Annotated in this window: 21 protein-coding genes; 1 reads left to right on the plus strand and 20 read right to left on the minus strand. The window is 66.1% G+C overall.

Features of this window, described 5'->3' with window-relative positions; translation table 11 throughout:
- Window positions 1-92: 92 nt before the first annotated feature.
- From ftsZ to ccmA, 20 genes are all read right to left on the minus strand, one after another.
- On the minus strand, window positions 93-1,550 hold the full coding sequence (gene ftsZ, locus ACOOE2_RS16060) for a cell division protein FtsZ (RefSeq protein ID WP_420384000.1): 1,458 nt from the start codon (window positions 1,548-1,550) through the stop codon (window positions 93-95).
- 282 nt (window positions 1,551-1,832) lie between these two features.
- A complete protein-coding gene (gene ftsA / locus ACOOE2_RS16065) occupies window positions 1,833-3,119 on the minus strand; it encodes a cell division protein FtsA (protein WP_420384001.1) in 1,287 nt (428 codons plus the stop codon).
- Between the two features lie 9 nt (window positions 3,120-3,128).
- Window positions 3,129-4,148 carry a cell division protein FtsQ/DivIB gene (locus ACOOE2_RS16070; protein WP_420384002.1) on the minus strand — a complete coding sequence of 340 codons (1,020 nt, stop codon included), beginning with the start codon at window positions 4,146-4,148 and terminating at the stop codon, window positions 3,129-3,131.
- The gene (locus ACOOE2_RS16075; protein WP_420384003.1) at window positions 4,148-5,083 is read right to left on the minus strand and encodes a D-alanine--D-alanine ligase; all 936 of its coding nucleotides are present in this window, start codon (window positions 5,081-5,083) and stop codon (window positions 4,148-4,150) included. The genes ACOOE2_RS16070 and ACOOE2_RS16075 overlap by 1 nt, the downstream gene beginning before the upstream one ends.
- On the minus strand, window positions 5,080-5,973 hold the full coding sequence (murB, locus tag ACOOE2_RS16080) for a UDP-N-acetylmuramate dehydrogenase (RefSeq protein ID WP_420384004.1): 894 nt from the start codon (window positions 5,971-5,973) through the stop codon (window positions 5,080-5,082). Before murB ends, ACOOE2_RS16075 begins: the two co-directional genes overlap by 4 nt.
- Window positions 5,974-6,002: 29 nt before the next feature.
- Window positions 6,003-7,427 carry a UDP-N-acetylmuramate--L-alanine ligase gene (gene murC, locus ACOOE2_RS16085; protein ID WP_420384005.1) on the minus strand — a complete coding sequence of 475 codons (1,425 nt, stop codon included), beginning with the start codon at window positions 7,425-7,427 and terminating at the stop codon, window positions 6,003-6,005.
- Window positions 7,424-8,596 (minus strand): undecaprenyldiphospho-muramoylpentapeptide beta-N-acetylglucosaminyltransferase, encoded by a 1,173-nt coding sequence (gene murG / locus ACOOE2_RS16090; RefSeq protein WP_420384006.1) that lies wholly within the window; start codon window positions 8,594-8,596, stop codon window positions 7,424-7,426. The genes murC and murG overlap by 4 nt, the downstream gene beginning before the upstream one ends.
- Window positions 8,593-9,867, minus strand: a complete 1,275-nt coding sequence (locus ACOOE2_RS16095) for an FtsW/RodA/SpoVE family cell cycle protein (protein WP_420384626.1) — start codon at window positions 9,865-9,867, stop codon at window positions 8,593-8,595. The genes murG and ACOOE2_RS16095 overlap by 4 nt, the downstream gene beginning before the upstream one ends.
- Before the next feature lie 29 nt (window positions 9,868-9,896).
- Entirely contained in the window at window positions 9,897-11,237 is a 1,341-nt protein-coding gene (murD, locus tag ACOOE2_RS16100; RefSeq protein WP_420384007.1) for a UDP-N-acetylmuramoyl-L-alanine--D-glutamate ligase, read from the minus strand.
- Window positions 11,238-11,248: 11 nt separating this feature from the next.
- Window positions 11,249-12,313 (minus strand): phospho-N-acetylmuramoyl-pentapeptide-transferase, encoded by a 1,065-nt coding sequence (gene mraY / locus ACOOE2_RS16105; protein WP_420384008.1) that lies wholly within the window; start codon window positions 12,311-12,313, stop codon window positions 11,249-11,251.
- On the minus strand, window positions 12,314-13,840 hold the full coding sequence (locus ACOOE2_RS16110; RefSeq protein ID WP_420384009.1) for a UDP-N-acetylmuramoyl-tripeptide--D-alanyl-D-alanine ligase: 1,527 nt from the start codon (window positions 13,838-13,840) through the stop codon (window positions 12,314-12,316).
- Window positions 13,837-15,285 carry a UDP-N-acetylmuramoyl-L-alanyl-D-glutamate--2,6-diaminopimelate ligase gene (locus ACOOE2_RS16115; protein ID WP_420384010.1) on the minus strand — a complete coding sequence of 483 codons (1,449 nt, stop codon included), beginning with the start codon at window positions 15,283-15,285 and terminating at the stop codon, window positions 13,837-13,839. The genes ACOOE2_RS16110 and ACOOE2_RS16115 overlap by 4 nt, the downstream gene beginning before the upstream one ends.
- Window positions 15,282-17,018 (minus strand): peptidoglycan D,D-transpeptidase FtsI family protein, encoded by a 1,737-nt coding sequence (locus ACOOE2_RS16120; RefSeq protein ID WP_420384627.1) that lies wholly within the window; start codon window positions 17,016-17,018, stop codon window positions 15,282-15,284. Before ACOOE2_RS16120 ends, ACOOE2_RS16115 begins: the two co-directional genes overlap by 4 nt.
- A gap of 74 nt (window positions 17,019-17,092) precedes the next feature.
- A complete protein-coding gene (locus tag ACOOE2_RS16125; RefSeq protein ID WP_420384011.1) occupies window positions 17,093-17,884 on the minus strand; it encodes a hypothetical protein in 792 nt (263 codons plus the stop codon).
- On the minus strand, window positions 17,881-18,843 hold the full coding sequence (gene rsmH, locus ACOOE2_RS16130) for a 16S rRNA (cytosine(1402)-N(4))-methyltransferase RsmH (RefSeq protein ID WP_420384012.1): 963 nt from the start codon (window positions 18,841-18,843) through the stop codon (window positions 17,881-17,883). Before rsmH ends, ACOOE2_RS16125 begins: the two co-directional genes overlap by 4 nt.
- On the minus strand, window positions 18,840-19,352 hold the full coding sequence (locus tag ACOOE2_RS16135; protein ID WP_420384013.1) for a division/cell wall cluster transcriptional repressor MraZ: 513 nt from the start codon (window positions 19,350-19,352) through the stop codon (window positions 18,840-18,842). Before ACOOE2_RS16135 ends, rsmH begins: the two co-directional genes overlap by 4 nt.
- 479 nt (window positions 19,353-19,831) lie before the next feature.
- Window positions 19,832-20,125, minus strand: a complete 294-nt coding sequence (locus tag ACOOE2_RS16140) for a hypothetical protein (RefSeq protein WP_420384014.1) — start codon at window positions 20,123-20,125, stop codon at window positions 19,832-19,834.
- A 106-nt stretch (window positions 20,126-20,231) separates the two neighbouring features.
- Window positions 20,232-21,224 carry a cysteine synthase A gene (locus ACOOE2_RS16145; protein WP_420384015.1) on the minus strand — a complete coding sequence of 331 codons (993 nt, stop codon included), beginning with the start codon at window positions 21,222-21,224 and terminating at the stop codon, window positions 20,232-20,234.
- Window positions 21,225-21,296: 72 nt separating this feature from the next.
- Window positions 21,297-21,968, minus strand: coding sequence for a heme exporter protein CcmB (gene ccmB / locus ACOOE2_RS16150; RefSeq protein ID WP_420384016.1), 672 nt, complete (start codon window positions 21,966-21,968; stop codon window positions 21,297-21,299).
- Window positions 21,965-22,540 (minus strand): heme ABC exporter ATP-binding protein CcmA, encoded by a 576-nt coding sequence (gene ccmA / locus ACOOE2_RS16155; RefSeq protein ID WP_420384017.1) that lies wholly within the window; start codon window positions 22,538-22,540, stop codon window positions 21,965-21,967. Before ccmA ends, ccmB begins: the two co-directional genes overlap by 4 nt.
- A 63-nt stretch (window positions 22,541-22,603) precedes the next feature.
- Between ccmA and ACOOE2_RS16160 the strand changes: the two genes are divergently transcribed.
- Window positions 22,604-22,894 (plus strand): 4a-hydroxytetrahydrobiopterin dehydratase, encoded by a 291-nt coding sequence (locus ACOOE2_RS16160; protein WP_420384018.1) that lies wholly within the window; start codon window positions 22,604-22,606, stop codon window positions 22,892-22,894.
- Window positions 22,895-22,931: the final 37 nt, after the last annotated feature.

A 22,931-nucleotide genomic window follows, 5' to 3' on the forward strand; every position in this document is an offset into this window, starting at 1 on the left:
CGAACGTGAACAGGGGGCATGATGCGACGGATCATGCCCCCTGTTCGATGAAACGCAAATCGGGACCGCATAGTCGCAGTCACGAATTGAAATTACTGGTTATTCTGCCGGCCAAGGAAACGCGGGATGTTCGGCGCCTTGCCGTCATCCTCGGGCTCGGCCGCTTCGTCGGCGCGGGTGCCGCGCGACAGGCTGGCCATGCGTTCGAACAGCGTCGATCCGCCCGCGGCAGGACGCGCAGGCGCCGCCGGGTCGATGAATTCGGCGGATTCGCGGCCAAACCGGGGCAGCCCCGATGGCGCGGGTTCGTTGCCATGCGCCGGCGCGCCGGTCCCTTCGCTCAGATCGAGCGTCAGGTCGAACGGTTCGTCTTCGGGCGAGGCCGGGCCGCCGGAATGCAGCACATGCGGCTCGGCGGTTACCGACCCGGTTTCGACAGGCGGCTCGAGCACGGCCGGCGCGGGCGGCGCTGGTGGCGCGCCGACCGGCGGACGGGGCGCAATGCCCTGGGCCGCGCCGGGGAATGCCGGGCCGCGTGATCCGCCGACCGATGTCGGACGCGACGCGATTTCGGCCTGTTCGTGTGTCTGTTCGATGCCGGTGGCGACCACCGACACGCGGATCTTGCCATCGAGATCGGGATTGAATGCCGAACCCCAGATGATGTTGGCATTGGGATCGACCAGCTCGCGGATATGGTTCGCCGCTTCGTCGACTTCGAGCAGTTTCATGTCGTCGCCGCCGATGATCGAGATGATCACGCCTTTGGCGCCCTGCATCGACACGCCGTCGAGCAACGGATTGGCAATCGCGCGTTCGGCGGCTTCGAGCGCACGGTGCGGGCCTTCGCCTTCGCCCGTACCCATCATCGCCTTGCCCATTTCGCCCATGACCGAGCGCACGTCGGCGAAATCGAGATTGATCAGGCCCGGCATCACCATCAGATCGGTGATCGAGCGCACACCCTGCTGCAGCACTTCGTCGGCCAGGCCGAACGCTTCCTTGAACGTGGTTTCGGCCTTCGCGACCAGGAACAGGTTCTGGTTGGGAATGACGATCAGCGTATCGACGTGCTTCTGCAATTCCTCGATGCCGGTTTCGGCCGAGCGCATCCGCCGCGCGCCTTCGAACAGGAAAGGTTTCGTCACCACGCCAACGGTCAGCACGCCCTTGCGCCGCGCCGCTTCGGCAATCACCGGCGCCGCGCCGGTGCCGGTGCCGCCGCCCATGCCGGCAGCGATGAACACCATGTGCACGCCTTCGAGCGCGCGCTCGAGTTCGGCCATCGTTTCCTCGGCTGCGGCACGACCGACTTCGGGCCGCGCGCCTGCACCCAACCCTTGCGTGATTGCTGGCCCGAGCTGGATGCGCGTATCCGCGATCGAGTTGTTCAGCGCCTGCGCGTCGGTGTTGACCACGACGAAATCGACACCCTCGATGCCGGCGCGGATCATGTTGGCAATGGCATTGCCGCCCGCGCCGCCAACCCCGATCACCGTGATACGGGGCCGCAGTTCGTCGATCGACGGCGGTCCGATGTTGATGCTCATGTCGGTCTCCCGGTACGGACGGGGAACTCCCGCCTGAAATTAATCCATCTTTGGCACACAATGATTCGTCAGATCAAAGTCAAACGTAGCTTTTCCACAGATTGGTGCGGAAATTGTCGTCTTCTTCCCCCCTCCCCTTCAGGGGAGGGGCCGGGGGTGGGGCCTCTCACCACTCGCCAAGGTTGATTGGGAGGGGTTCATCGCTTCCCTTATCGCAGCGTTGGCGAGTGGGGAGAGGCCCCACCCCAACCCCTCCCCTGAAGGGGAGGGGCTTTAGCAAAATCAGAAATACTCCCGGATTGCGCGCCATATTCTTGCCAGCATGGCCCAGAAACCGCGATCTTCGGTATCGCCCCGCCATGACGGGCCGATCGCGCGAATGTCGACCGGCTCGGCCGCGGCATACAGCAGCAGCCCGACCAGCGTCGAAGAACTCGGTGTGGCATTGCCCGGCGGCAGGCCAAGCATCGTCGGCGGCGATCCGATACGCACCGGGCGGCCAAGCGCGCCCTGGGTAAAATCGGCCAGGCCCGGCATTTGCGCGCCCCCGCCGGTCAGCACCACCTGCTGCCCGCGCTGGCCGGTAAAGCCCATCGCTTTCAACGCCTTGGAGATTTCCTCGGTGATATAGCCCAGCTGCTGCGTAATCACGGAGATCAGCTCGGCGCGCGGAATGCGGTTCTTGTCGTCGGCGTGGCGGGCGATCGGGCCGGCGCCCTCGGGATCGCCGGGCGCGTTGACCGGAATCATTTCGCGATGGTCGGCCGGGCTGGCAATTGCCGAGCCCGACATGCATTTCAACCGCTCGGCCTGATAGCGGCGGATCCCGAACGCGGAGGAGATGGCATCGGTGATATCGCCCGATCCGAAGGGAATGACCTGCATCCCCAGCAACATACCGGTCGCATAAACCGAAACCGTCGTCACTTCGGCGCCGAATTCGACGAGCGCCACGCCGATCTCGCGCTCCTCGGGCGTCAGGCAGGCATGCCCTGTCGCGACGGGCGATCCGACGACGGCCTCGACCCGCAGGTGCGCCTGTTCGACGGTTTCCTTCATGTTGCGGATCGGCGCGCCATCGGCCAGCATCACGTGGATATCGACCGCCAGCCGTTCGGCGTGCAGCCCCTTGGGATTGGGCACACCGTGCGCGCCGTCGAGCGTGTAATGCGCCGGCTGCGCGTGCAGCACCTGGCGTCCCTCAGGCTGGATCACTTCGCGCGCGGTGATCAGCAGGTGTTCGATATCGTCCTGTTCGATCCGCCGGCCGCCGATATCGACCTCGACCCGCGCGGTGGTGCTGACCAGGCCCGCGCCGGCGCAGCCGATCCACACCGATTGTACGCTGGCATTGGCCATTTTCTCGGCACGCTCGATCGCGTCGCGCACGCAATGGGTGGCGGCGACCATGTCGATGACATAGCCGCGCTTGATCCCCGCGCTGGCCCTGTGCCCCGACCCCAGCACAACCAGATCGCCCGTTTCCGCCAGCCCCGCGATCATCGCGGATGTGCGAAACGAGCCGATGTTGACGGCCGCAAAGACTTTGGTGATGCGCGGAATGGCCATCAGGTCATGTCAGTCGTGCGCCGTGGCGGCGGCATGGGGCGTTACGCCTTTGGCGGCGGTTTTTACCGCTGTCGATCTGGCCGGGCCATCGGCGCCGTTGGCGTGTGTCGCGCGGGCCACGGCCGCAGCCTTGGCATCGGCAACCACTGCCTCGGCATGCCCTGGAATGCGCAGGTATATCCGGTCGGCCACGCGCATGTCGAACGCGGCGACTTTGCCGCCCAACAAGCGGTCGACACCGTCCATCCGCGCAAAGCTGAGCAGGGCGGCGGCGCTTTCATCGTCGCCCTCGGGCAGCGCGAGCACTTGCCCGGTCTTGAACGTCAGGTTCCAGCGGCGATTGCCGACCCATTCGGCATCGGCGACCTGGGTCTTGATCGCGGGCGCAGCCTCGAGCAATTTGTCGAGCGCGCCGACCTGGCTTTCGACGCCGGTGCCTGCCAGCACCAGCATGCCGCGCGCGCGCGAACTGGGCACGGCCTCCAGTGTATGACCGGTTTCGTCGATCAGCACGAACTGCTTGCCATCGCGCAGCACCGCATGCGGGCTGCGTTCGACCACATCGACCACCAGCGTATCGGGCAATTGCCGCGACACACGCGCATCCTTGACCCAGGGCAGCGTCAGCAAGTCGGTGCGCAGCGCCGCCAGATCGAGCCGCGACATGACCTGGTCGCGCTGGCCCAGCACTTTTTCATAGATCGCCAGTTCGTTCATGCGATTGACGCCGCGCACTTCGACGCGTTTGACCTTGAACCCGGCATGCCCGGCGATGATCGCCACTTCGTTTTCCGCCATCCCCGGCACCCCGGCCAGATCGGCGGCAATCGCCACTGCGCCAAGCACCCCGCCGACGATCGCAAAGATCAGCATGCGGTGCAGCGTCTCGTCGGAAAACGGCAGCCAGCGCACCGCCTGCCCGACGATATTGCCGGTCTGCTTGCGCGCGGTTGCCACGCGCTTCTGGGTGGTGCGCGCGGCGGCTGCGCGCCGAACGCCTTTGCCGCCACGCCGGATCGTCTGGGCCATCAGCGGACTTCCTTTTGCGCGAGCGCGTCTCGAATCAAGATTTCCACAAGCTCGCCATAGTCCATGCCCAGCGCGCGCGCCTGTTCGGGCACCAGGCTGAGGGGTGTCATCCCCGGCTGCGTGTTGACTTCGAGCAGGAACAGCCCGTCGATCCCGCGTTCGTCGTCCCAGCGGAAATCGCTGCGGCTAGTTCCCCGGCACCCGAGCAGGCGATGCGCGCGCAAGGCGATGTCGCGGCAGGCCTCGGTGACATCGTCGGGGATCTCCGCCGGGCAGATATGGTCGGTCATACCCTCGGTGTATTTGGCGTCGAAGTCGTAGAAGCCCGATTTGGGCCGCAGTTCGGTGACCAGCAGCGCGCGGTCCCCCAGCACGGCGGTCGTCAACTCGCGGCCCCGGATAAACGGTTCGGCCAGCAGATGGTCGAACTGCTGCCACGGGCCGACGGCATCGCGCGACACCGGATTGCCGGTATTGCCATGATCGGTCACGATTGCGACACCGACGGACGAGCCTTCGTTGACGGGTTTCAACACATAAGGACGCGGCAGCGGGTCGCGCTCGAAAATCTCGGCCACCGGCACCACGCGGCCACCGGGCATCGGAATGCCATGCGGCACCAGCGCCTGTTTGGTCAGCGCCTTGTCGATCGCGATGACCGACGCGGCCAGGCCCGAATGCGTATAGGCCAGCCCCATCAGGTCCATCATGCCCTGTACTGTGCCATCTTCGCCGGGGGTGCCGTGCAGCGCGTTGAACACGACATCGGGTGCGGTCGCGGCCAGCACTTGCGCAACATCGCGGCCCATGTCGATGCGCGTGACCGTGTGCCCGCGCGCTTCCAGCGCGTCGGCGACGCCATTGCCGCTCATCAGCGACACCGGCCGTTCGTTCGACCATCCGCCCATCAGCACGGCCACATGCAATTTGTTCACGCTTCACCTGAATTATTGTTTGGAAAGTGGGGGCCCGGCATACCGACACGCCGGATTTCCCACTCCAGATCAACGCCCATCGCCGTGCGCACCTTGTCGCGCACCAGTTCGCCCAGCGCTTCGATCTGTGCGCCGGTGGCGGCTCCGGTGTTGATCAGGAAATTCGTATGTTTCTCGCTGACTTGCGCGCCGCCCAGGGTCAGGCCCCGGCAACCGGCCGCATCGACCAGTTCCCACGCCTTGTGTCCGGCCGGGTTCTTGAAGGTCGAGCCGCCGGTCTTGCTGCGCAACGGTTGCGAGGCTTCACGCGCGGCGGCGATACGATCCATTTCGGCCTGGATAACAGTGGCCTCGCCCGGAACCCCGCGAAACCGCGCCGCAACGACAATCGCGCCATCGGTCAGGTCCGAATGGCGATAGGAAAAGCCAAGGTCGGCCGCCGAAACCGTAACCAGATCACCACTGCGCGTCACGACGTCGCAATCGACCAGGACGTCTTTGACTTCGTGCCCATACGCGCCGCCATTCATGCGGACAAAGCCGCCGACCGTGCCGGGGATCGAGCGCAGAAATTCCAGCCCGGCAATGCCATGATCGCGCGCCGTCGACGACACCAGCACGCCCGACGCGCCGCCGCCGCATTCGAGCGTCGCCGTGTCGATCGCACGCACGTGCGCAAACGGCTTGCCCAGCCGCACCACCACGCCCGCAACGCCGCCATCGCGCACGATCAGGTTCGACCCCAGCCCCAACGCCATGACCGGCACATCAGGCGCCAGTGGACCGAGAAAATCGCGCAAGTCATTCACATCCGCCGGCTCGAACAGCCATTGCGCCGCGCCGCCCGCCTTGAACCACACCAGCGGTGCAAGCGGCGCGTTTTCGGTCAAGCGCCCACGCGTTTCAAGGCAGGCCAAAGTCACGCCGCTTCCAGCTCGCGCCGCACGGCGTCGGCCAGCCCCGCCGCCCAGCGGGTGATATCCCCCGCGCCCAGGCACACCACGATATCATCGGCACGCAACAGCCCGGCGAGGTCCGCCGCCAGCGCGTCGGCGCCCGCGATGCCATGCGCGCTGCGATGCCCGCGCGCCTTGATCCCTTCGACCAGCACGGCAGAATCGACGCCGTCGATCGGCATTTCACCCGCTGCGTAAACCGGGGCGGCATAGACCACGTCGGCATCGTTGAATGCGCCCTGGAAGTCTTCCATGTGATCGCGCAACCGGGTGAACCTGTGCGGCTGCACCACCGCGATCACCCGCCCGCGCGCGCCCTCGCGCGCGGCGGCGAGCACTGCGCGGATTTCGACCGGATGATGGCCGTAATCGTCGATCACGGTCGTCACGCCGCCGTCGAACGCGATCTCGCCGACTTTGGTAAAGCGCCGCTTGACCCCGGCGAAGGTGGCGAACCCGCCGCGAATGACCTCTTCGCTCACGCCCATTTCGACCGCCACCGCGATCGCGGCCAGCGCGTTCTGGACATTGTGCCGCCCCGACATCGGCAGGAACACGTCCTCGATCCGGTGAAACTCGCCGTCGCGCTGGCGCAGGACCACGGTAAACCGGTTGCCGCCCGGTACCGGGGTCACCGCTTCGCCGCGCACGTCGGCCTGCGCCGAAAACCCGTACGTGATCACGCGGCGGTCGCGCACCATCGGGATGATCGCCTGAACCACCGGATGATCGATGCACAGCATCGCCGCGCCATAGAACGGAACGTTTTCGATGAATTCGACGAACGCCGATTTGACGCGATCAAAGCTGCCGTAATGGTCGAGGTGTTCGGGATCGATATTGGTGACGATCGCGATCGTGCCGTCGAGCCGCAGGAACGAGCCATCGCTTTCGTCGGCCTCGACCACCATCCAGTTGCTGTCGCCCAGCCGCGCGTTCGACCCGTAGGAATTGATGATCCCGCCGTTGATCACGGTCGGATCGATTCCGCCGGCATCGAGCAGGCAGGCGACCATCGAGGTCGTCGTCGTCTTGCCATGCGTGCCCGCCACCGCGACGGTGTTTTTCAGGCGCATAAGTTCGGCCAGCATTTCGGCGCGGCGCACCACGGGGATACGCTGGTCGAGTGCGGCGACGACCTCGGGATTGTCGCGCTTGACCGCAGTCGACGTGACGACGACCGATGTGCCGGTGATATTGGCCGCGTTCTGCCCGATCATCACCGCAATGCCGCGCGCGCGCAGCCCTTCGACGACATAGCTGTCGGCCATGTCGGACCCCTGCACGCGGTAACCCATGTTGTGCATGACTTCGGCAATGCCCGACATGCCGATCCCGCCGATGCCGACGAAATGGATCGTGCCGATATCGATGCCGACGCCCTTCATTGCGAAACCCTCGATGGCGCGAATGTCGTCCGCGCCGGCGCAGTCTGCATGCGGATCACATCCATGACCGGCGCACCGCCAAAGCTTTCGACCAGATCGGCCAGATCGCTGACCGCGTCGGGAAAACCGCAGTTCCACGCAGCATGCGCCGCATGCGCCAGCGCATCGGGGGCCAGCGCGATCGCCTGGACCTGCTTGGCCAGTTCCTTGGGCAGGAAGCCGGGCTGGCGGATCGCGCGCGCGCCGCCGGCACGCACCAGTTCGACCGCATTGGCCGCCTGATGATCGTCGGTCGCGATCGGCAGCGGTACCAGAATGCCCGGGCGGCCCACCGCAGTCAGCTCGGCAATTGTCGAGGCCCCCGCGCGCCCGATGAACAGATGCGTCTCCGCCAGCCGCACATCCATATCCTCGAAATATGTGCCCAGTTCCGCCGGGATCTGGTGCGCGGCATAGCGCGCACGCACTGTCGCGATATCTTCAGGCCGGCACTGCTGGGTGACCTGCAGCCGGTGGCGGAGCGCGGGCGGCAGCATCGCCAGGCCATCGGGCACGACCTCGGCCAGGATCGACGCGCCCTGGCTGCCGCCGGTGACGAGCACACGCAACAACCCGTGTTCGCCCAGCGGCGGAAACGGCTCCTTGCGCAATGCCAGCACTTCGGCGCGGACCGGATTGCCGACCAGATGGACTTTGCCCAGCCATTTGGGGTTCATCCGCCCGACTTCGCGATAGGCGGTGGCAATCGCATCGACCCGGCGTGCGAGCAGGCGGTTGACCCGGCCCAGCACCGCATTCTGTTCGTGGATCACCGTCGGAATATGCGCCGATTGCGCAGCGAGCAGCGCGGGCAAGGCGGGATAGCCGCCGAACCCGATCACGCACGACGGTTGAAAGCTTTCGAACAGACGCAGCGCCATCGCGCGACCCTGCCAGATTCCGCGCAGGCCCTTGGCCCAACTGAGCGGGTTTTTGGTCAGCCGCCCGGCTGGCAGCACATGCGCGGGGCAGAAATCGGGCTTGCCCGGGATACGCGCGCCGCGTTCATCGGTAACGAGCGCGACATGATGGCCACGCCGTTCCAGCTCGGTCGCCAGCGCAAAGGCGGGGATCATGTGCCCGCCGGTGCCCCCGGCGGCCAGGACGTAGTGGTGTGATGCTGAACTCATGGCGCGGCCGAATCCCCAGAATCGTCAGGCTTGGGAGCCTTGCGGGTCCGACCCTTGGGCGCGCGTTCCCGGGGGGCGCGGTCTTTCGGGTCGAACGTCTCGCGCGACAGATAGGGGTTGCGCCGCGTTATGGCGAGCAGGAACCCGACACCCAGCAACAACGCGATCGTCGACGACCCGCCATAGCTGATCAGCGGCAGCGTCATGCCTTTCGACGGAAACAGCTGCAGATTGACCAGGATGTTGATGAACGCCTGCCCCGCCAGCTGCGCGGTCAGCCCGGCCGAGGCCAGCACCGTGAACAGATCGTCTTCATCGAGCAGCCGCAGCAGCACGCGCATCACGATCGCGCAATACAGCAGCACGATCACACCGCACATGATCAGCCCGAATTCCTCGCCGATCACCGAAAAGATATAGTCGGTATGCGCCTCGGGCAGCGCCATCTTGCGCGTGCCCAGCCACAGCCCGGTGCCACCCCAGCCGCCATTGAGCAACGTGCGCATGGCCAGATCGACCTGATCGAATTCGCTGCCGCCCCAGATGAACGAATCGATGCGGTGTGTCGCATTGGGATAGAACAGATAGGCGAGCACCAGCACCGTAATGCCCATGCCCAGCGCCATGGCGATCCGCTTGACCGACAGGCCCGACAGCAGCACCAGCACGAACCACACCCCCAAAAACAGCACGGTCGACCCGAAATCGGGCTGCACCATCAACAGCGCACCGACCAGCAGCATGACCCCGATCGAAATGCCCATCACCGGGATTTTCGGATCGCGCACCCGCCACGACAAAATCCACGCGAGCGCAATCGCAAACCCGGGTTTGAGAAATTCCGACGGTTGCAGGCTGATCCCCAGATTGAGCCAGCGCCGCGCGCCTTTCACTTCGGTGCCCAGGATCGGCACCAGGATCAGTCCGAAAATCATCGCCGCCGCCAGCACGATCGCCAGCCGCCGCGCGGTTTCCTTTGGCAACAGCGAGGCCAGGAACATCGTGATGAGCCCGACCGCCAGCCAGCGCAGATGCAGCCAGAAGAAATGCAGATCGCCCAGCGATTTCGCGCCGGTGGACAGCCGGTGCGAACTGGCCGGCGACGCGGCGGCGACCGCAATCGCGCCGATCACCACCAGGACCATCACCAGGCCCAGCAGCACGCGATCGATCTCGCGCCACCAGATCACCAGTTCGCTGCGCCGGCTGCGACGATAGCGATTGGCGCGGCCGATCACGCGCACGCCCCCGTCGCGCGTCTGGACCGGCATCGGGCGGCTGGTGATCGCGGTACTGGCCATCAGGTCATTCCCTCGGAATTGGGCAGCGGCGGGCAGGCCGCATCGCGATCGGCAATCAGCATCGTGACGATCTGGCGAAAGGCATCGCCGCGCGCCTCGAAATCGCGGAACTGGTCGAAACTGGCGCAAGCCGGCGACAGCATCACCACATCGCCCGGTTGCGCGGCGATCATCGCCTGGCGCACCGCATCGCACAGCATCTCGCTGCGCACGACCGGCATGTATGGGCCCAGCAGTTCGGCGAACAGCGGTCCCGCCTCGCCGATGACATAAGCGCCGACGACATGACCGAATGCGGGCGCACATTCGCCCAGCGTATCGGTCTTGGGCAATCCGCCGCAGATCCAGTGGACGCGCGGATAAGCCGCCAGCGCGGGCGCCGTCGACGCCGGATTGGTTGCCTTGCTGTCGTTGATGAACAGCACGCCGTCGGCCAGGGCCACACGCTCCATCCGGTGCGGCAGCCCGACAAAGCTGGCGAGCGCCGGGCGCCAGACGTCTTCGTCAATACCCAGCGCCTGGGCGACGGCGACCGCGATGGCCGCGTTTTCCAGATTGTGCGGGCCTTGCAGCGATGGCCAGTCGGCTTGACCCGGCAGCGCATCGGGCGCGGCAATCGTGACTTCGCCTGCGCGCTGCGCGGCGATACGTGTCGCAATTGCCCGTGTCACCGGATCGCCTTGCCCGAAAATCGCGCGCTGACCGGCAGACTGCATCGTAAACAGCCGTTCTTTCGATGCGGCATAGGCATCGAACCCGTCATACCGATCCAGATGATCGGGGCTGACATTGATCAGCACGGCGATATCGCAGGCAAGCGACCGCGTCAGGTCGATCTGATAGCTCGACAGTTCGAGCACATAGACGCCGCCTGGCGGCAATGCATCTTCGCCCAGCACCGGCAGGCCGATATTGCCGCCCATCCGCACCGGCAGGCCCGCCGCCCGGCACAGATGGTGGACCAGCGCGGTCGTGGTCGATTTGCCATTGGTGCCGGTGATCCCGACCACGCGGTGCGGCGGCAGATCGGCGCGGATCTGCGCCAGCAGTTCGATATCGCCAATCACCGGCACACCGAACGCTGCGGCATGCGCGGCGATCGGATGACGGTTCAGCGGCACGCCGGGCGACACGACCACGCCGGCAAACCCGGCCAGGTCGATCGTCAGCGGGTCCGCAACAGTCGCCACATCCGCCACTTTGTCGCGCGCATCCTCGCGCGCGTCCCACGCCGTCACCTCCGCGCCCCCCGCGACCAGGCTGGCCACGCTGGTCAGCCCCGAACGGGCAAGACCCAGCACCGCAAAGCGTTGGCCGGCAAAGCGCGTAGAGGTCAGCATGAGAGTGCGGCTTACCTCACTTTCAACGTGGCAAGGCCCAGCAGCGCCAGCACGATCGACACGATCCAGAAGCGGATCACGACGGTCGATTCCTGCCAGCCGAGCTGTTCGAAATGGTGGTGGATCGGCGCCATGCGAAACACGCGCTTGCCGGTGCGCTTGTAGACGAAGACCTGCACGATCACCGACACCGCCTCCATCACGAACAGCCCGCCGACGATGCCCAGCACGATCTCGTGATGCACCGAAACCGCGATCACGCCCAGCGTGCCGCCCAGCGCCAGGCTGCCGGTATCGCCCATGAACACCGCGGCCGGCGGCGCATTGAACCACAGGAACGCCAGCCCCGCACCCATCACGCCCGCACAGAAAATCGCCAGTTCGCCGGCCTGCGGCACATGCGGAATACCGAGGTAATGCGCATAGTCGGCGCGGCCCGCCAGATAGGCGATGATCGCAAACGTGCCCGCCGCAATGATCACCGGCATCGTCGCCAGCCCGTCGAGCCCGTCGGTCAGATTGACCGCATTGCCCGCGCCGACGATGACGAAGGCGGCAAACAGATAATAGAACGGCCCCAGCGGGATATACATGTTGCTGAACACCGGGACGTACAGGTTGGTCTGGGTGCACACCAGCGCGACCGCGATCCCGGCAACCGCAAATTCACCTGCCAGGCGCAATTTGGCCGAAACGCCCTTGTGCGCGTTCTTGGTCACCTTGTCGTAATCGTCGAGGAACCCGATCAGGCCAAAGCCCAGCGTGACGACCAGGCAGGCCCAGACATAACGGCTGCCCAGATCCATCCACAGCAGCAGCGCGATCGACAGCGAAATCACGATCATCAGCCCGCCCATCGTCGGCGTGCCGCGCTTGGCGAGGTGCGTCTGCGGGCCATCGGCGCGAATCGGCTGGCCTTTGCCCTGCCGGCTGCGCAACATGACGATGAAGCGCGGCCCGATCAGCAGACCGATCACCAGCGCGGTCATCAGCGCCGCGCCCGAACGGAACGACTGATACCGGATAAGATTGGCCGCGCCCTCGAAATGAAAATAGCGCGCGATAATATACAGCATTCAATCGCCCCCGGCCGTGGTGTGCGGCCCGTCTGTGTCTGCACGGGCCGCCACCAGCGCCTTGACCAGCGCAGACAGCCCGACCGAATTCGACCCCTTGATCAGGATCGCGTCGCCACCTTGCGGAGCCCAGTCCGCTGAGTCCAGGATCGCGGCTGCCTGCGCGGCGCCGGGCACGTGGACGAATGCAATCGGTGCGGCAAGCGTAGTGAGGTCGATTGTCCCCAAAGCAGCGGCCAATGGCGCCATTTCTGCGCCAACCAGCAGGGCGCGCGTCACGCCAGCTGCAACCAGCGGCGCGGCAAGGCCCGCATGATAACCATCGCCGCCCTCGCCCAGTTCCTTCATCGCGCCCAGCACGGCCATTCTCCGGCGCGCGGGCGTCGCGCCCAGTTGCGTGATCGTCGCCAGCATCGAGGCCGGATTGGCGTTGTAGCTTTCATCGATCAGCAGCGCATGGCCTGTTCCGTCGCCGCCATGCACGACAATCGGGTGGCGCGCGCCGCGCCCGGCCAGATCGGGCAATTCGGCCAGGGCCAGCCCCGCCGCGCCCAGATCGCCGCCGACCGCCGCAACCGCTGCCATCACCGCCAGCGAATTGACCGCCCAATGCGCGCCCGGCTGCGAAATGGTATAGCACAGCTTGCGCGGGCTGCCGGTGCTTTCGCCAAACTCGGCCGTCACCAGCGTACCGCCATCGGCGGTGGGCAATGCGTCGATCAGCCGGACATCGGCGGTGGCCGCCGTGCCGAACAGGATCACGCGCGCGCCATGGTCCCGCGCCACGCCGGCCAGCAGCTGCGCATGCGGGCTGTCTGCAGGGACGATCGCGATGCCGCCGGGCTCCAACCCCTCGAAAATTTCCGCCTTGGCCTGCGCAATCGCGGCTTCGTCGGCGAAATGGCCGATGTGTGCGGGTGCGATCGTCGTCACCACAGCGACATGCGGGCGAACCAGCCGGGTCAGCGCGGACAGTTCACCGGCGTGGTTCATGCCCATTTCGAATATGCCGAACCGCGTGCGCGCAGGCATCCGCGCCAGGCTCAGCGGTACGCCGACATGGTTGTTGAAACTCTTCACCGAACGATGCGCCTGCCCCCGGCTCGACCGGTCGAGCGCGGCATACAGGGCCTCTTTGACGCCGGTCTTGCCCGCAGAACCGGTGACGCCGATGACCCGCGCCTCCGCATTCAGCCGCGCGCGCGCCGCTCGGCCCAGCGCATCGAGCGCCGCAGATGTATCGCCGACACAAACATGCGCATGGGCAACGGCGCGATCGACCAGCACGCCGCTCGCACCCCTGGCCACCGCGCCTTCGACAAACCGGTGGCCATCGGCGGCTTCACCGGTCAGCGCGATGAACAGGTCGCCTTCCATCACCTCGCGACTGTCGGTCGCAGCGCCGGCCACCGCGAAATCGCCGCCGCCGGCCACACCGCCGGTCGCCTCGGCGATCTGTGCGGCAATCCACAGCGCGGTGCCGATCGCATCGTCGTCTTCGACCGGCCATTCCAGAATTGCGTTCATGCCGTACACTCCCGCGCAACCGCCACATCGTCGAACGGCAGCACGCGTGTCGCCTCGCCGCGCCCGATGATCTGGCCCTGTTCGTGTCCCTTGCCCGCGATCAGCACGATGTCGCCGGCTTTGGCCTCGGCGATTGCGACCGTGACTGCGGTGCGCCGGTCGGCGATGTCGCGCGCCTCGCCATTGCACCCCGCCATGACTTCGGCGCGGATCGCGGCCGGATCTTCGCCGCGCGGATTGTCATCGGTCACGATCACGACGTCGGCGCCCGCCACCGCAGCCGCCCCCATCGGCGCACGCTTGCCCGTGTCGCGATCACCACCGGCGCCAAACACCAGGATCAGCCGGCCTTTTACATGCGGCCGCAAGGCATCGCACGCAGCGATCAGCGCGTCAGGGGTATGCGCATAATCGACATAGACCGGCGCACCCGCCGCGTTGATCGCCGCACGCTCCAGGCGTCCGCGCACCGGCTGCAACCGGGCCAGTGCCTCGAACGTGCGGTCGCCGTCGCCGCCTGTGGCCAGCACCAGACCCGCCGCCACCAGGGCATTGGCCGCCTGGTACGCGCCGATCAGCGGCAGCGTGAACGTGCGCGTTCGTCCGGCGTGTTCGCATGTCAGTGTTTGCCCGAGCAATGTCGGCGTCCGGGTCATCAGCCGGATCGTTTCGCCCGCCGTGCCCACCGTTACCAATGTCAGCCCGCGCGCGCGCGCATGCTCGATCGCACGGCCCGACCATTCGTCATCGGCCCAGATCACCGCCGCGCCGCCCTTGCGCACCACGTCATCGAACAGCCGCATCTTGGCCGCGAAATAGGCACCGAATGTCAGGTGATAATCGAGATGATCGCGCGACAGATTGGTGAACGCGCCAGCCACCACCGGCAGCCCGTCGTTGCGATACTGGTCGAGCCCGTGGCTGGATGCCTCATAGGCAAGATGGCTGATCCCCTCGCGCGCCAGCCCCGACACATTGGCCAGGAACGTCACGATGTCGGGTGTGGTCAGCCCGGTCGAGACGCTTTCATCCGCGGTCGTCACGCCCAGCGTGCCGATCGAGGCGGAGCGGTGGCCGGCCATGCGCCACAACTGCCGCGTCATTTCGACCGTCGACGTCTTGCCGTTGGTGCCGGTCACTGCAACGATCGTTTCGGGCACCGGGGTGAAGAACTGCGCGGCGATGCGCGCAAACGTGCGGCGCGGTTCGTCAGATGCGATATGCACCGCGCCGTCGACGATCGCCTCGGGCCGCGCCACGATCGCCACGGCGCCTGCGGCAATCGCGGCGGGAATGTAATCCTCGCCATTGACGCGCGTGCCCGCAAACGCGCCAAATACCGTGCCCGGCGCCACCTTGCGATGGTCGATCGCAAACCCGGTGACATTTGCATCCGGCGCAACGCTGGCAAGACCAGCGGCGCTGATCAGCCCGGCCAGTTTCATTCGCCTTCTCCACTGGCCACGAGCGGCGTCAGGTCAGACACGTCGACATCGCGTTTTGCGTCGGGCACCACACCCAGCAACGGCCCGGTGCGCGCGACCACGCGGCTGACGATCGGCGCAGTGTTCCATGCGGCGGTGCGCTGGCCCGATGTGCTTTGCGTCGCCTTGGGCTCGTCGAGCATCGCGATCACGACGTAACGCGGGTGGTCCATCGGAAACGCGGCGGCAAACGTCGCGATGATCGCGGTCTTGTTCTTGTACCCCGCACCATGGCCGCCGGCGATTTCGGCCGAACCGGTCTTGCCCCCGACGCGAAAGCCCGAAGCCTCGGCCTTGCGCCCCGTCCCGTCGACGACGATCAGGCGCAGCAACTGCCGCATGCGCGCGCTGGTCGAGGCCTGGAACACGCGTTGCCCGGCAGGCGCATGCGCGGGATCCACCTTGTACAGCGTCGTCGGCCGCCAGATCCCGCCATTGACGAGCGCGGCATAGCCTGCCGCAAGATGCAGCGGTGTTACCGCGATGCCGTGGCCGAAGCTGACCGTCATCGTGCGCAACCGCGGCCATTCGCCTTTGGGCCAGATCGGAAAGCCCTTTGCCGGCAGCTCGATCGTGGGACGCGCGTTCATGTGCAGCGCGATCATCGTGTTGCGCAACCGCTGCCCGCCCAGCTTGTCGGACACTTCCGCAGTAACGATGTTCGACGAATGGATCAGCGCCTCGGGCACATTGAGCGACGCCCCGAACGCATGACTGTCGTGGATCGTGTACCCGTCGATCTTTAACGGTGTCGCGGGGTAACGCACCGCCATGTCGGTCACGACCCCGGCGTCGATCGCCGATGCGATCGTGAACGGCTTGAACGTCGATCCCAGCTCATAGACCTGGTTCGACGCGCGGTTGAACGCCAGCGCATTGCGCACCAGATCGCCGCGATTGGGATCGAAACTGGGCAGCGAGGCCATCGCGATGACTTCGCCGGTATCGACATCGAGGATGATCCCTGCCGCGCCCTTCGCATGCGTTTCGAGCATGCCGCGCGACAGTTCATCCTCCATCGCGCCCTGCGCGCGCGAATCGATCGACAGTGCCACCGGCTCGGCGCGGTGCGCCGGGTCGATCAGCCGCGCATTGAGCACTTGTTCCATGCCCAGCTTGCCTTTGCCGTCTTCATCGATGTAGCCCAGCACGTGCGCGGCAAGCGAGCCCTGCGGATAGAAGCGCTGGGTTTCGCGCGGGAATTCCAGCGCGGGTTCGCCCAGCGCGTGCACCTTGTTGGCCTGTTCGGGCAGGACGCGCCGGCGCAGATATGTCGGATTGCCCGCTTTCAGCTTGGCCAGCAGATCGCCATAGTCTTCGTCGGGAAATATCAGCGCAAGTGCGTGCGCGACCTCTTCCGGCGTCTTGACCAGCGGCAGGCCCTTGGCGCCGAGCGCCTTGGGGTTGAACCACAACGAATAGGCCGGAAATGCGCGCGCCAGCGGCACGCCGTTGCGATCGGTGATTTCGGCGCGAGGCGGCACCAGCGCATCGCCGGCGGCGCCATGGTCGGGACCTTGCGCGGCATAGCCCAGCTGGGCGATGCGCACGAACGCGGTCAGCGTAAAGAACACGAAGCCCAGCACGACCCACAACAGCCGCAGCTTTGCCGTCTGCAGCGACAGCAGCCGCACATTCGCCAGATGGCGGCGCCCCGGATGGCGGGTTCCGCTGATCGTCGCGGCGCTCGGCACGCAAGGGCCGGCAAAACCCGGCGTGGCGCGAAGATCGGGCCTGGGGCCGGGTCTGGGGGCGGGGCTGTAAGCGTTCACTTGGCGGTCTTTGCGTCCCTCAGAGCCAGTTTGATCAGCGGCGTGCCCGATCTCCCGGGCGACAGCGCGTGGCGGCGCGGATCAGCACTGGCCAGGCGCTCCTTTGGCCGCACGAGCTTTGCCGCAAACGCTCGCGAGGGGGCTTTGGCGCCTTTCGCGGCGGCTTTGATCTTGCTGCCGGCGGGCTTCTTGCCAGCAAGCTTTCCGGATTTGGCGCCCGCTTTTGCAGGCTTCGTCACGCGGCCGGCATGATGCACCGCGCCGAGCCGCTCGCCCAGGCCGGCCAGTCCTGCGACGGCCCCCGTGCCCGCAACCGTAACGGCGGCAACTTTCGTCAACCGGGGCACGGTATCGGCCGGTGTCGCAGTTTCGCTCGTCGCGCTTACCGGCTGCCCGGTCATCGGTGACACCATCGCGGGGAACGCGGCGGCTGCAACCACGCCATCGTCGGCGCTGGCCACGCGGATCGGCGCGGGCGCATCGGGTTCGACCGGCTTGGCATACGAGGCCAGCTGGCGTTCGTTGTCCAGGTATTGCGAGGCGATCGGTGCGGCATAGCCGAATTCGACATCGTTCCACGTTTTCAGCTGCTGCTGGTTGGCGCGGGTTTCGAATTCGGTCTCCAGATACATCGTCTCGGCTTTCAGCGCGATGATTCTGGCCTGCGACATGTGCACCTGGCTGCGCAGCGCGTTGACGCGAAACGCCAGGATCATGACCAGCGCGACACAGACGACCAGCGTGGCCATCCATCCGATCGAACGCAGGCGACGGGCAGTGACCATCATGCCGCAAGATCCCTTATGCTGCGAGTGTTCTGGTTTCGGGGAGGCGCATCGCTGCGGATGGCCCAACGCAATGTGGCGGAACGCGCGCGCGGATTGCGCGCCAGTTCCTCGTCCCCCGGGCGGATGGCCGCCGAGGGTTTGCCGAACACCGGCGCATCACGCTGCGCCGCCTGCGGCAGATGGCGCGACCCGCCGGGGACCATGCCCGATGCTTCGCGCAGGAAGTGCTTGACCATGCGGTCTTCCAGGCTGTGGAATGTCACCACCGCCAGCCGCCCGCCGGGTGCAAGCACGGCCTCGGCCGCAGCAAGCCCGGCGGCCAGCTCGTCGAGCTCGCCATTGATGTGGATCCGCACCGCCTGGAACGCGCGCGTGGCCGGGTCCTTCTTTTCGCCGGTGTGCCAGCCAAGCGCGCGGCGTACGATATCGGCAAATTGCCGCGTGGTCGTGACCGGGCGCGCCGCAACGACCGCACGCGCGATCCGGCGCGACTGGCGTTCCTCGCCATAGCGATAGATCACATCGGCGATCTGCGCCTCGTCGGCGGTGTTGAGGAAATCGGCGGCGCTGGTCCCGTCGCGCGCCATGCGCATGTCGAGCGGGCCGTCGGTGGAAAAGGCAAAGCCGCGCTCGGCCTGGTCGAGCTGCATCGAGCTGACGCCGATATCGAGCACGACGCCATCGACCAGGCCGACGCCCGCCTCACGCAAGGTGTCGGCCAGTTCGGAAAAGCGGCGGTGGTGCAGGATCAGCGATGCACCGGCAGAAGCGACCAGCGCCTGCCCCGTGGCGATCGCATCGGGATCGCGATCGAACGCATGGACCGTCGCGCCCGCACCGATCAGCGCAAGCGTATAGCCACCCGCGCCGAAAGTGCCGTCGGCCATGACCGTGCCCGGCGCCGGCGCCAGCGCGGCAACGACTTCATGCAGCAGGACGGGGATGTGGCCTGCGGTCATTTGCCGCGCCCCCGGACAACGTTGCGGCTCGCCGCCTCGGCCATTGCCGAGCGGCAATTCGCCTTGGCGCCATCCCAGCCGGGGCCCATCGCAAACAGCACATCGGGCGCCCAGATCGTGAAATGCGTGCTGCCGCCATGGAAATACAGGCCGTTATCCGCCCGGGCATGGTCGCCCAGATAATCGGGCAGGATGAACCGGCCCGATTCGTCGAATTTGGTTTTTGCAAAAGCGCTGATCTGGCCGAGGCGTTCTTCGCTGTCGAACGGCTCGCCGCGTTTCAGCGCCATATCCTCTTCATGCGCGACCATGGCTTCGAACGTGTCGGCGCGCGACAGGCCGAAACCGACAAGGCAGCGATGGCTGGCATGGGCATCGAGGCACAGGATGGGCGTGTTGCCCGATGCAGCGAGCACGGTTCCGCGGAAATCGGGGGGCAGGACAAAGCGGCCCTTGTCGCCTCGCAGCGAAAAGCCCTTTCCCCAATATTTCGACGGCCCACCCGTCACACGATTGCCCCCACTGTAAAGCGCCGGGTCCTGGTGCAGGACCGGGCTTGTGCATCCGAAAATACCCTCCCCGAGGGACAATGCTCCGCGCCCCTGCCGAACGCGGTGTCGCGGCAGTTCATCTCGCGATGCGGCAGGAAATCGTCCCCGTGGCAGGGTCTTATATCGGGATGGCCCGGGCGACAACGGGAAATTACGGGAAAATGCGGAGAATAGCCATTTTCCGTGGCTATTTTGTACGCCAACGCAGCGGGTCGCAAATACGGATAACGGCGCGCCAACCACCGAAGTTGCTCAAAAATATAAAGATAAGGGGGATGCTTGGGTGCGGGCAGCACAGCGCTGAGCAGCCGTTCCCGTTGTTTCCCGTGCGCAAGCGAGTTGCCCCCGCGATTCGCGCAGACCGCGCCGGACACGAATTGGCTATGGAATGCCGGGTGCCAGGCACCGTTTCCCGGGATTTTCCGCAGCGTCTGCGCTCAGTGCGCGCTGACGGGTTTACCCTGTTTGTGCGCCGCGGCATTGCCGTCGACCGGAACTTCGGGCGCGACACCGATATCGGCCAGCGGGTCGTTGGCGGGCAAGGCACTGGCCGATGCCGCCGGTGTGGAGGCGATTGCACTGCGATCGACGGTCTGGATCCGCTGCATGATCACGCTGGCCAGGCTGACCAGCAACAGCATCGCGGCCAGGCCGAACATCCCGACCTGCAGCCGGTGCACTGCCTGCGATCGCAAATCGCGCGATCCGGGATGGGCCAGGTGTTGGGGCATGGTCGCATGTCCATCTGCCGGATCGCCGGCCAGTGCGGAACGCCTGCGGATCCGCAGCAACCTTCCCGATGTCTTTCCAAACAGCGCCATTGTGACGGAGATTACTCTAAGTGACGAGCCAGGGGAAGACCGGCAAACCTTTGGCGCGCAGCCACTGCGCATTGTACAGGCTCGACAGATAGCGAAAGCCCGTATCGCACAGGATCGTTGCGACCCGGCTGCCCGGCCCCAGCCGCTTGGCCAGCGCAATGGCACCTGCGACATTGATCCCGCTCGACAGGCCAAGGCACAGGCCCTCTTCGGCCAGCAGGCGCTCGACCCAGACCAGCCCTTCCTCGTCCGAAATGCGGAACTGCGTGTCGATCGGCGCGCCTTCGAGATTGGCGGTGATCCGGCCCTGCCCGATGCCTTCGGCGACCGACGAGCCTTCGGCATGCAGTTCGCCGCACGCGTAATAGCTGTACAGCGCGGCGCCATGCGGGTCGGTCAGCGCGATGGTGATTGTGTCGTCGAAGGCTTTGAGGCCCAGGCCCGTGCCGGCGATTGTCCCGCCGGTTCCCGCAGCGCACGTAAACCCGTCGATGCGGCCATCCATCTGCGCCCAGATTTCGGGGGCGGTGCTTTCGACATGTGCGCGGCGGTTGGCGATGTTGTCGAACTGGTTGGCCCAGATCGCGCCTTCGGTCTCTTCGGCAATGCGCCGGCTGGTGTGGACGAAATGCCCGGGGTTCGAAAACGGCGCAGCGGGCACCAGCACCAGTTCCGCCCGCAGCGCCCGCAACGTGTCCATCTTTTCGCGCGATTGCGTTTCGGGCATCACGATCACCGTGCGATAGCCCAGCGCATTGGCCACCAGCGCCAGTCCGATCCCGGTGTTGCCCGCCGTGCCCTCGACGATCGTCCCGCCCGGCTTCAGCGTGCCGCGCTCCACCGCATCGCGCACGATCCACAGCGCGGCACGGTCCTTGACCGAGGCACCGGGGTTGGCAAATTCACACTTGCCATAGATTTCCGCCCCGGCGGCCTCGCTCGGCCCCTTGAGCAGGACCAGCGGCGTGTTGCCGATCAGCGAAAGCGTATCAGGAAGCGTGGATGTCACTGTCATGCCTTTCAGGTAGGAATTACCCGCAGCAACGGCAACGCAAAAAGTGAAACATCCCCGAAAGCGCGTCTATTCGCGTGCCGCCCGAATGGCTGCGCCCGCTGCAAAGGGCGCAATCGCCACCGCGACCAGACTGGCCGCCGCCAGCAGCGCCAGCCCGTCCGCCCCGCCCGGCGCCGACGAGCCCGCGCCGAAGATCAGCAATGGCACCGCCAGCGGGATCAGCAACAGCCCGCCCAGCGCCGCACCGGCGCGAAGGCCCGCCGTGATCGCCGCGATCATCACGCCGATTGCGGCCAGCCCCGGCGTGCCCGCCAGCAAGCCGATTTCCAGCCGCAGCAACTGCCCGCCATCGAGCGACAGCCACCCCGCCGCAATCGGCGTGGCCGCCATCAGCGGCATCCCGAAACACAGCCAGTGCGCCACGATCCGCACCAACATCACCGCTTCCTCGGACAGGCCGCGCAAGGCCCACTGATCGAAAAACCCGCTTTCGACATCGGGCTCGACCAGGCGATCGAGCGGCAGGATCGCCGCGAGCAGCGCCGCGACCCAGATCACCCCGGCGCCCGTGCGCGCCAGCAACCGCGCATCGGGCCCGACCGCAAACGGATACAGCATCGCCACTGCCAGAAAGAACAACAACGGCAACGTGGCCCCGCCGCGCCCGCGCGACCCGCCCAGCAACAGCGCGCAATCGCGCGCAAAAATGAGCCAGAGTTGGCGTAGCGTGCGCGTCACGGCACAAAGTCCAGCAGCGACAGGCGTTGCAGCCGTGGCACATCGAGCGCCTGGTGCGAGGCGATCACCGCAATGCCCCCACGCGCGCAATGGGCCGCAATGGCACTTTGCGCGACATCGGCCCAATGGGTGTCGAGACCGTTCAAGGGCTCGTCGAGCAACCAGATCGCCGCGCCGCTTGCCGCCACACACGCCAGGCCTGCACGTTTGCGCTGCCCGGTCGACAGGTACCGCACCGGCACATCGGCCAGGCCGTCCAGCCCGAAATCGGCCGGCAATGCGGCCAGGCCATCGATCCTCCGCCAGAAATCCAGCGCTGCGCCCAACGGCCGATGCGCATCGAGCGACAGCCGCTCATCCGACAATGCAATCGCGCCCGTTGCGGTAACCACCCCGGCATAGGCACGCATCAGCCCCGCCAATATCCGCAACAGGCTCGATTTGCCGATACCGTTGGGCCCTGCCAGATGCAGCGCACAGCCTGTTTTCAGATCGAAACCCAGCCCGCGCAACAACAACCGGTCGCCCCGGCGACACGCAATATCCTCGGCGATCAGGCGGCACGGTTGCATCCGCCCAGCCGATAGGGGAAATGCACAAGGCTAACAAGAACACCCGCACAAAGGAGAGATGCCATGGCAATTGCCCAACTGACGCCAACCGAACGCGACGCCGCGCTGGCCACCCTGCCCGATTGGACGCTGGCCGGCGACGGCCTGGCGATCGAGCGCAAGCTGGTGTTCACCGATTTCGCGCAGGCCTTCGGATTCATGGCACGCGTGGCGATCGTCGCCGAAAAGGCGGATCACCACCCCGAGTGGTTCAATGTCTACAACCGGGTGGAAATCCGCCTGACCACGCATGACGCGGGCGGGTTGTCGAAACGCGATGTGGCGCTGGCGACCGCGATCGACGGGTTTGTGTAAAACGTTGATCGTCGCTGCAAGTCATACATCACAATCG

This window comes from Novosphingobium sp., from assembly GCF_965214355.1.
Lineage (GTDB): Bacteria > Pseudomonadota > Alphaproteobacteria > Sphingomonadales > Sphingomonadaceae > Novosphingobium.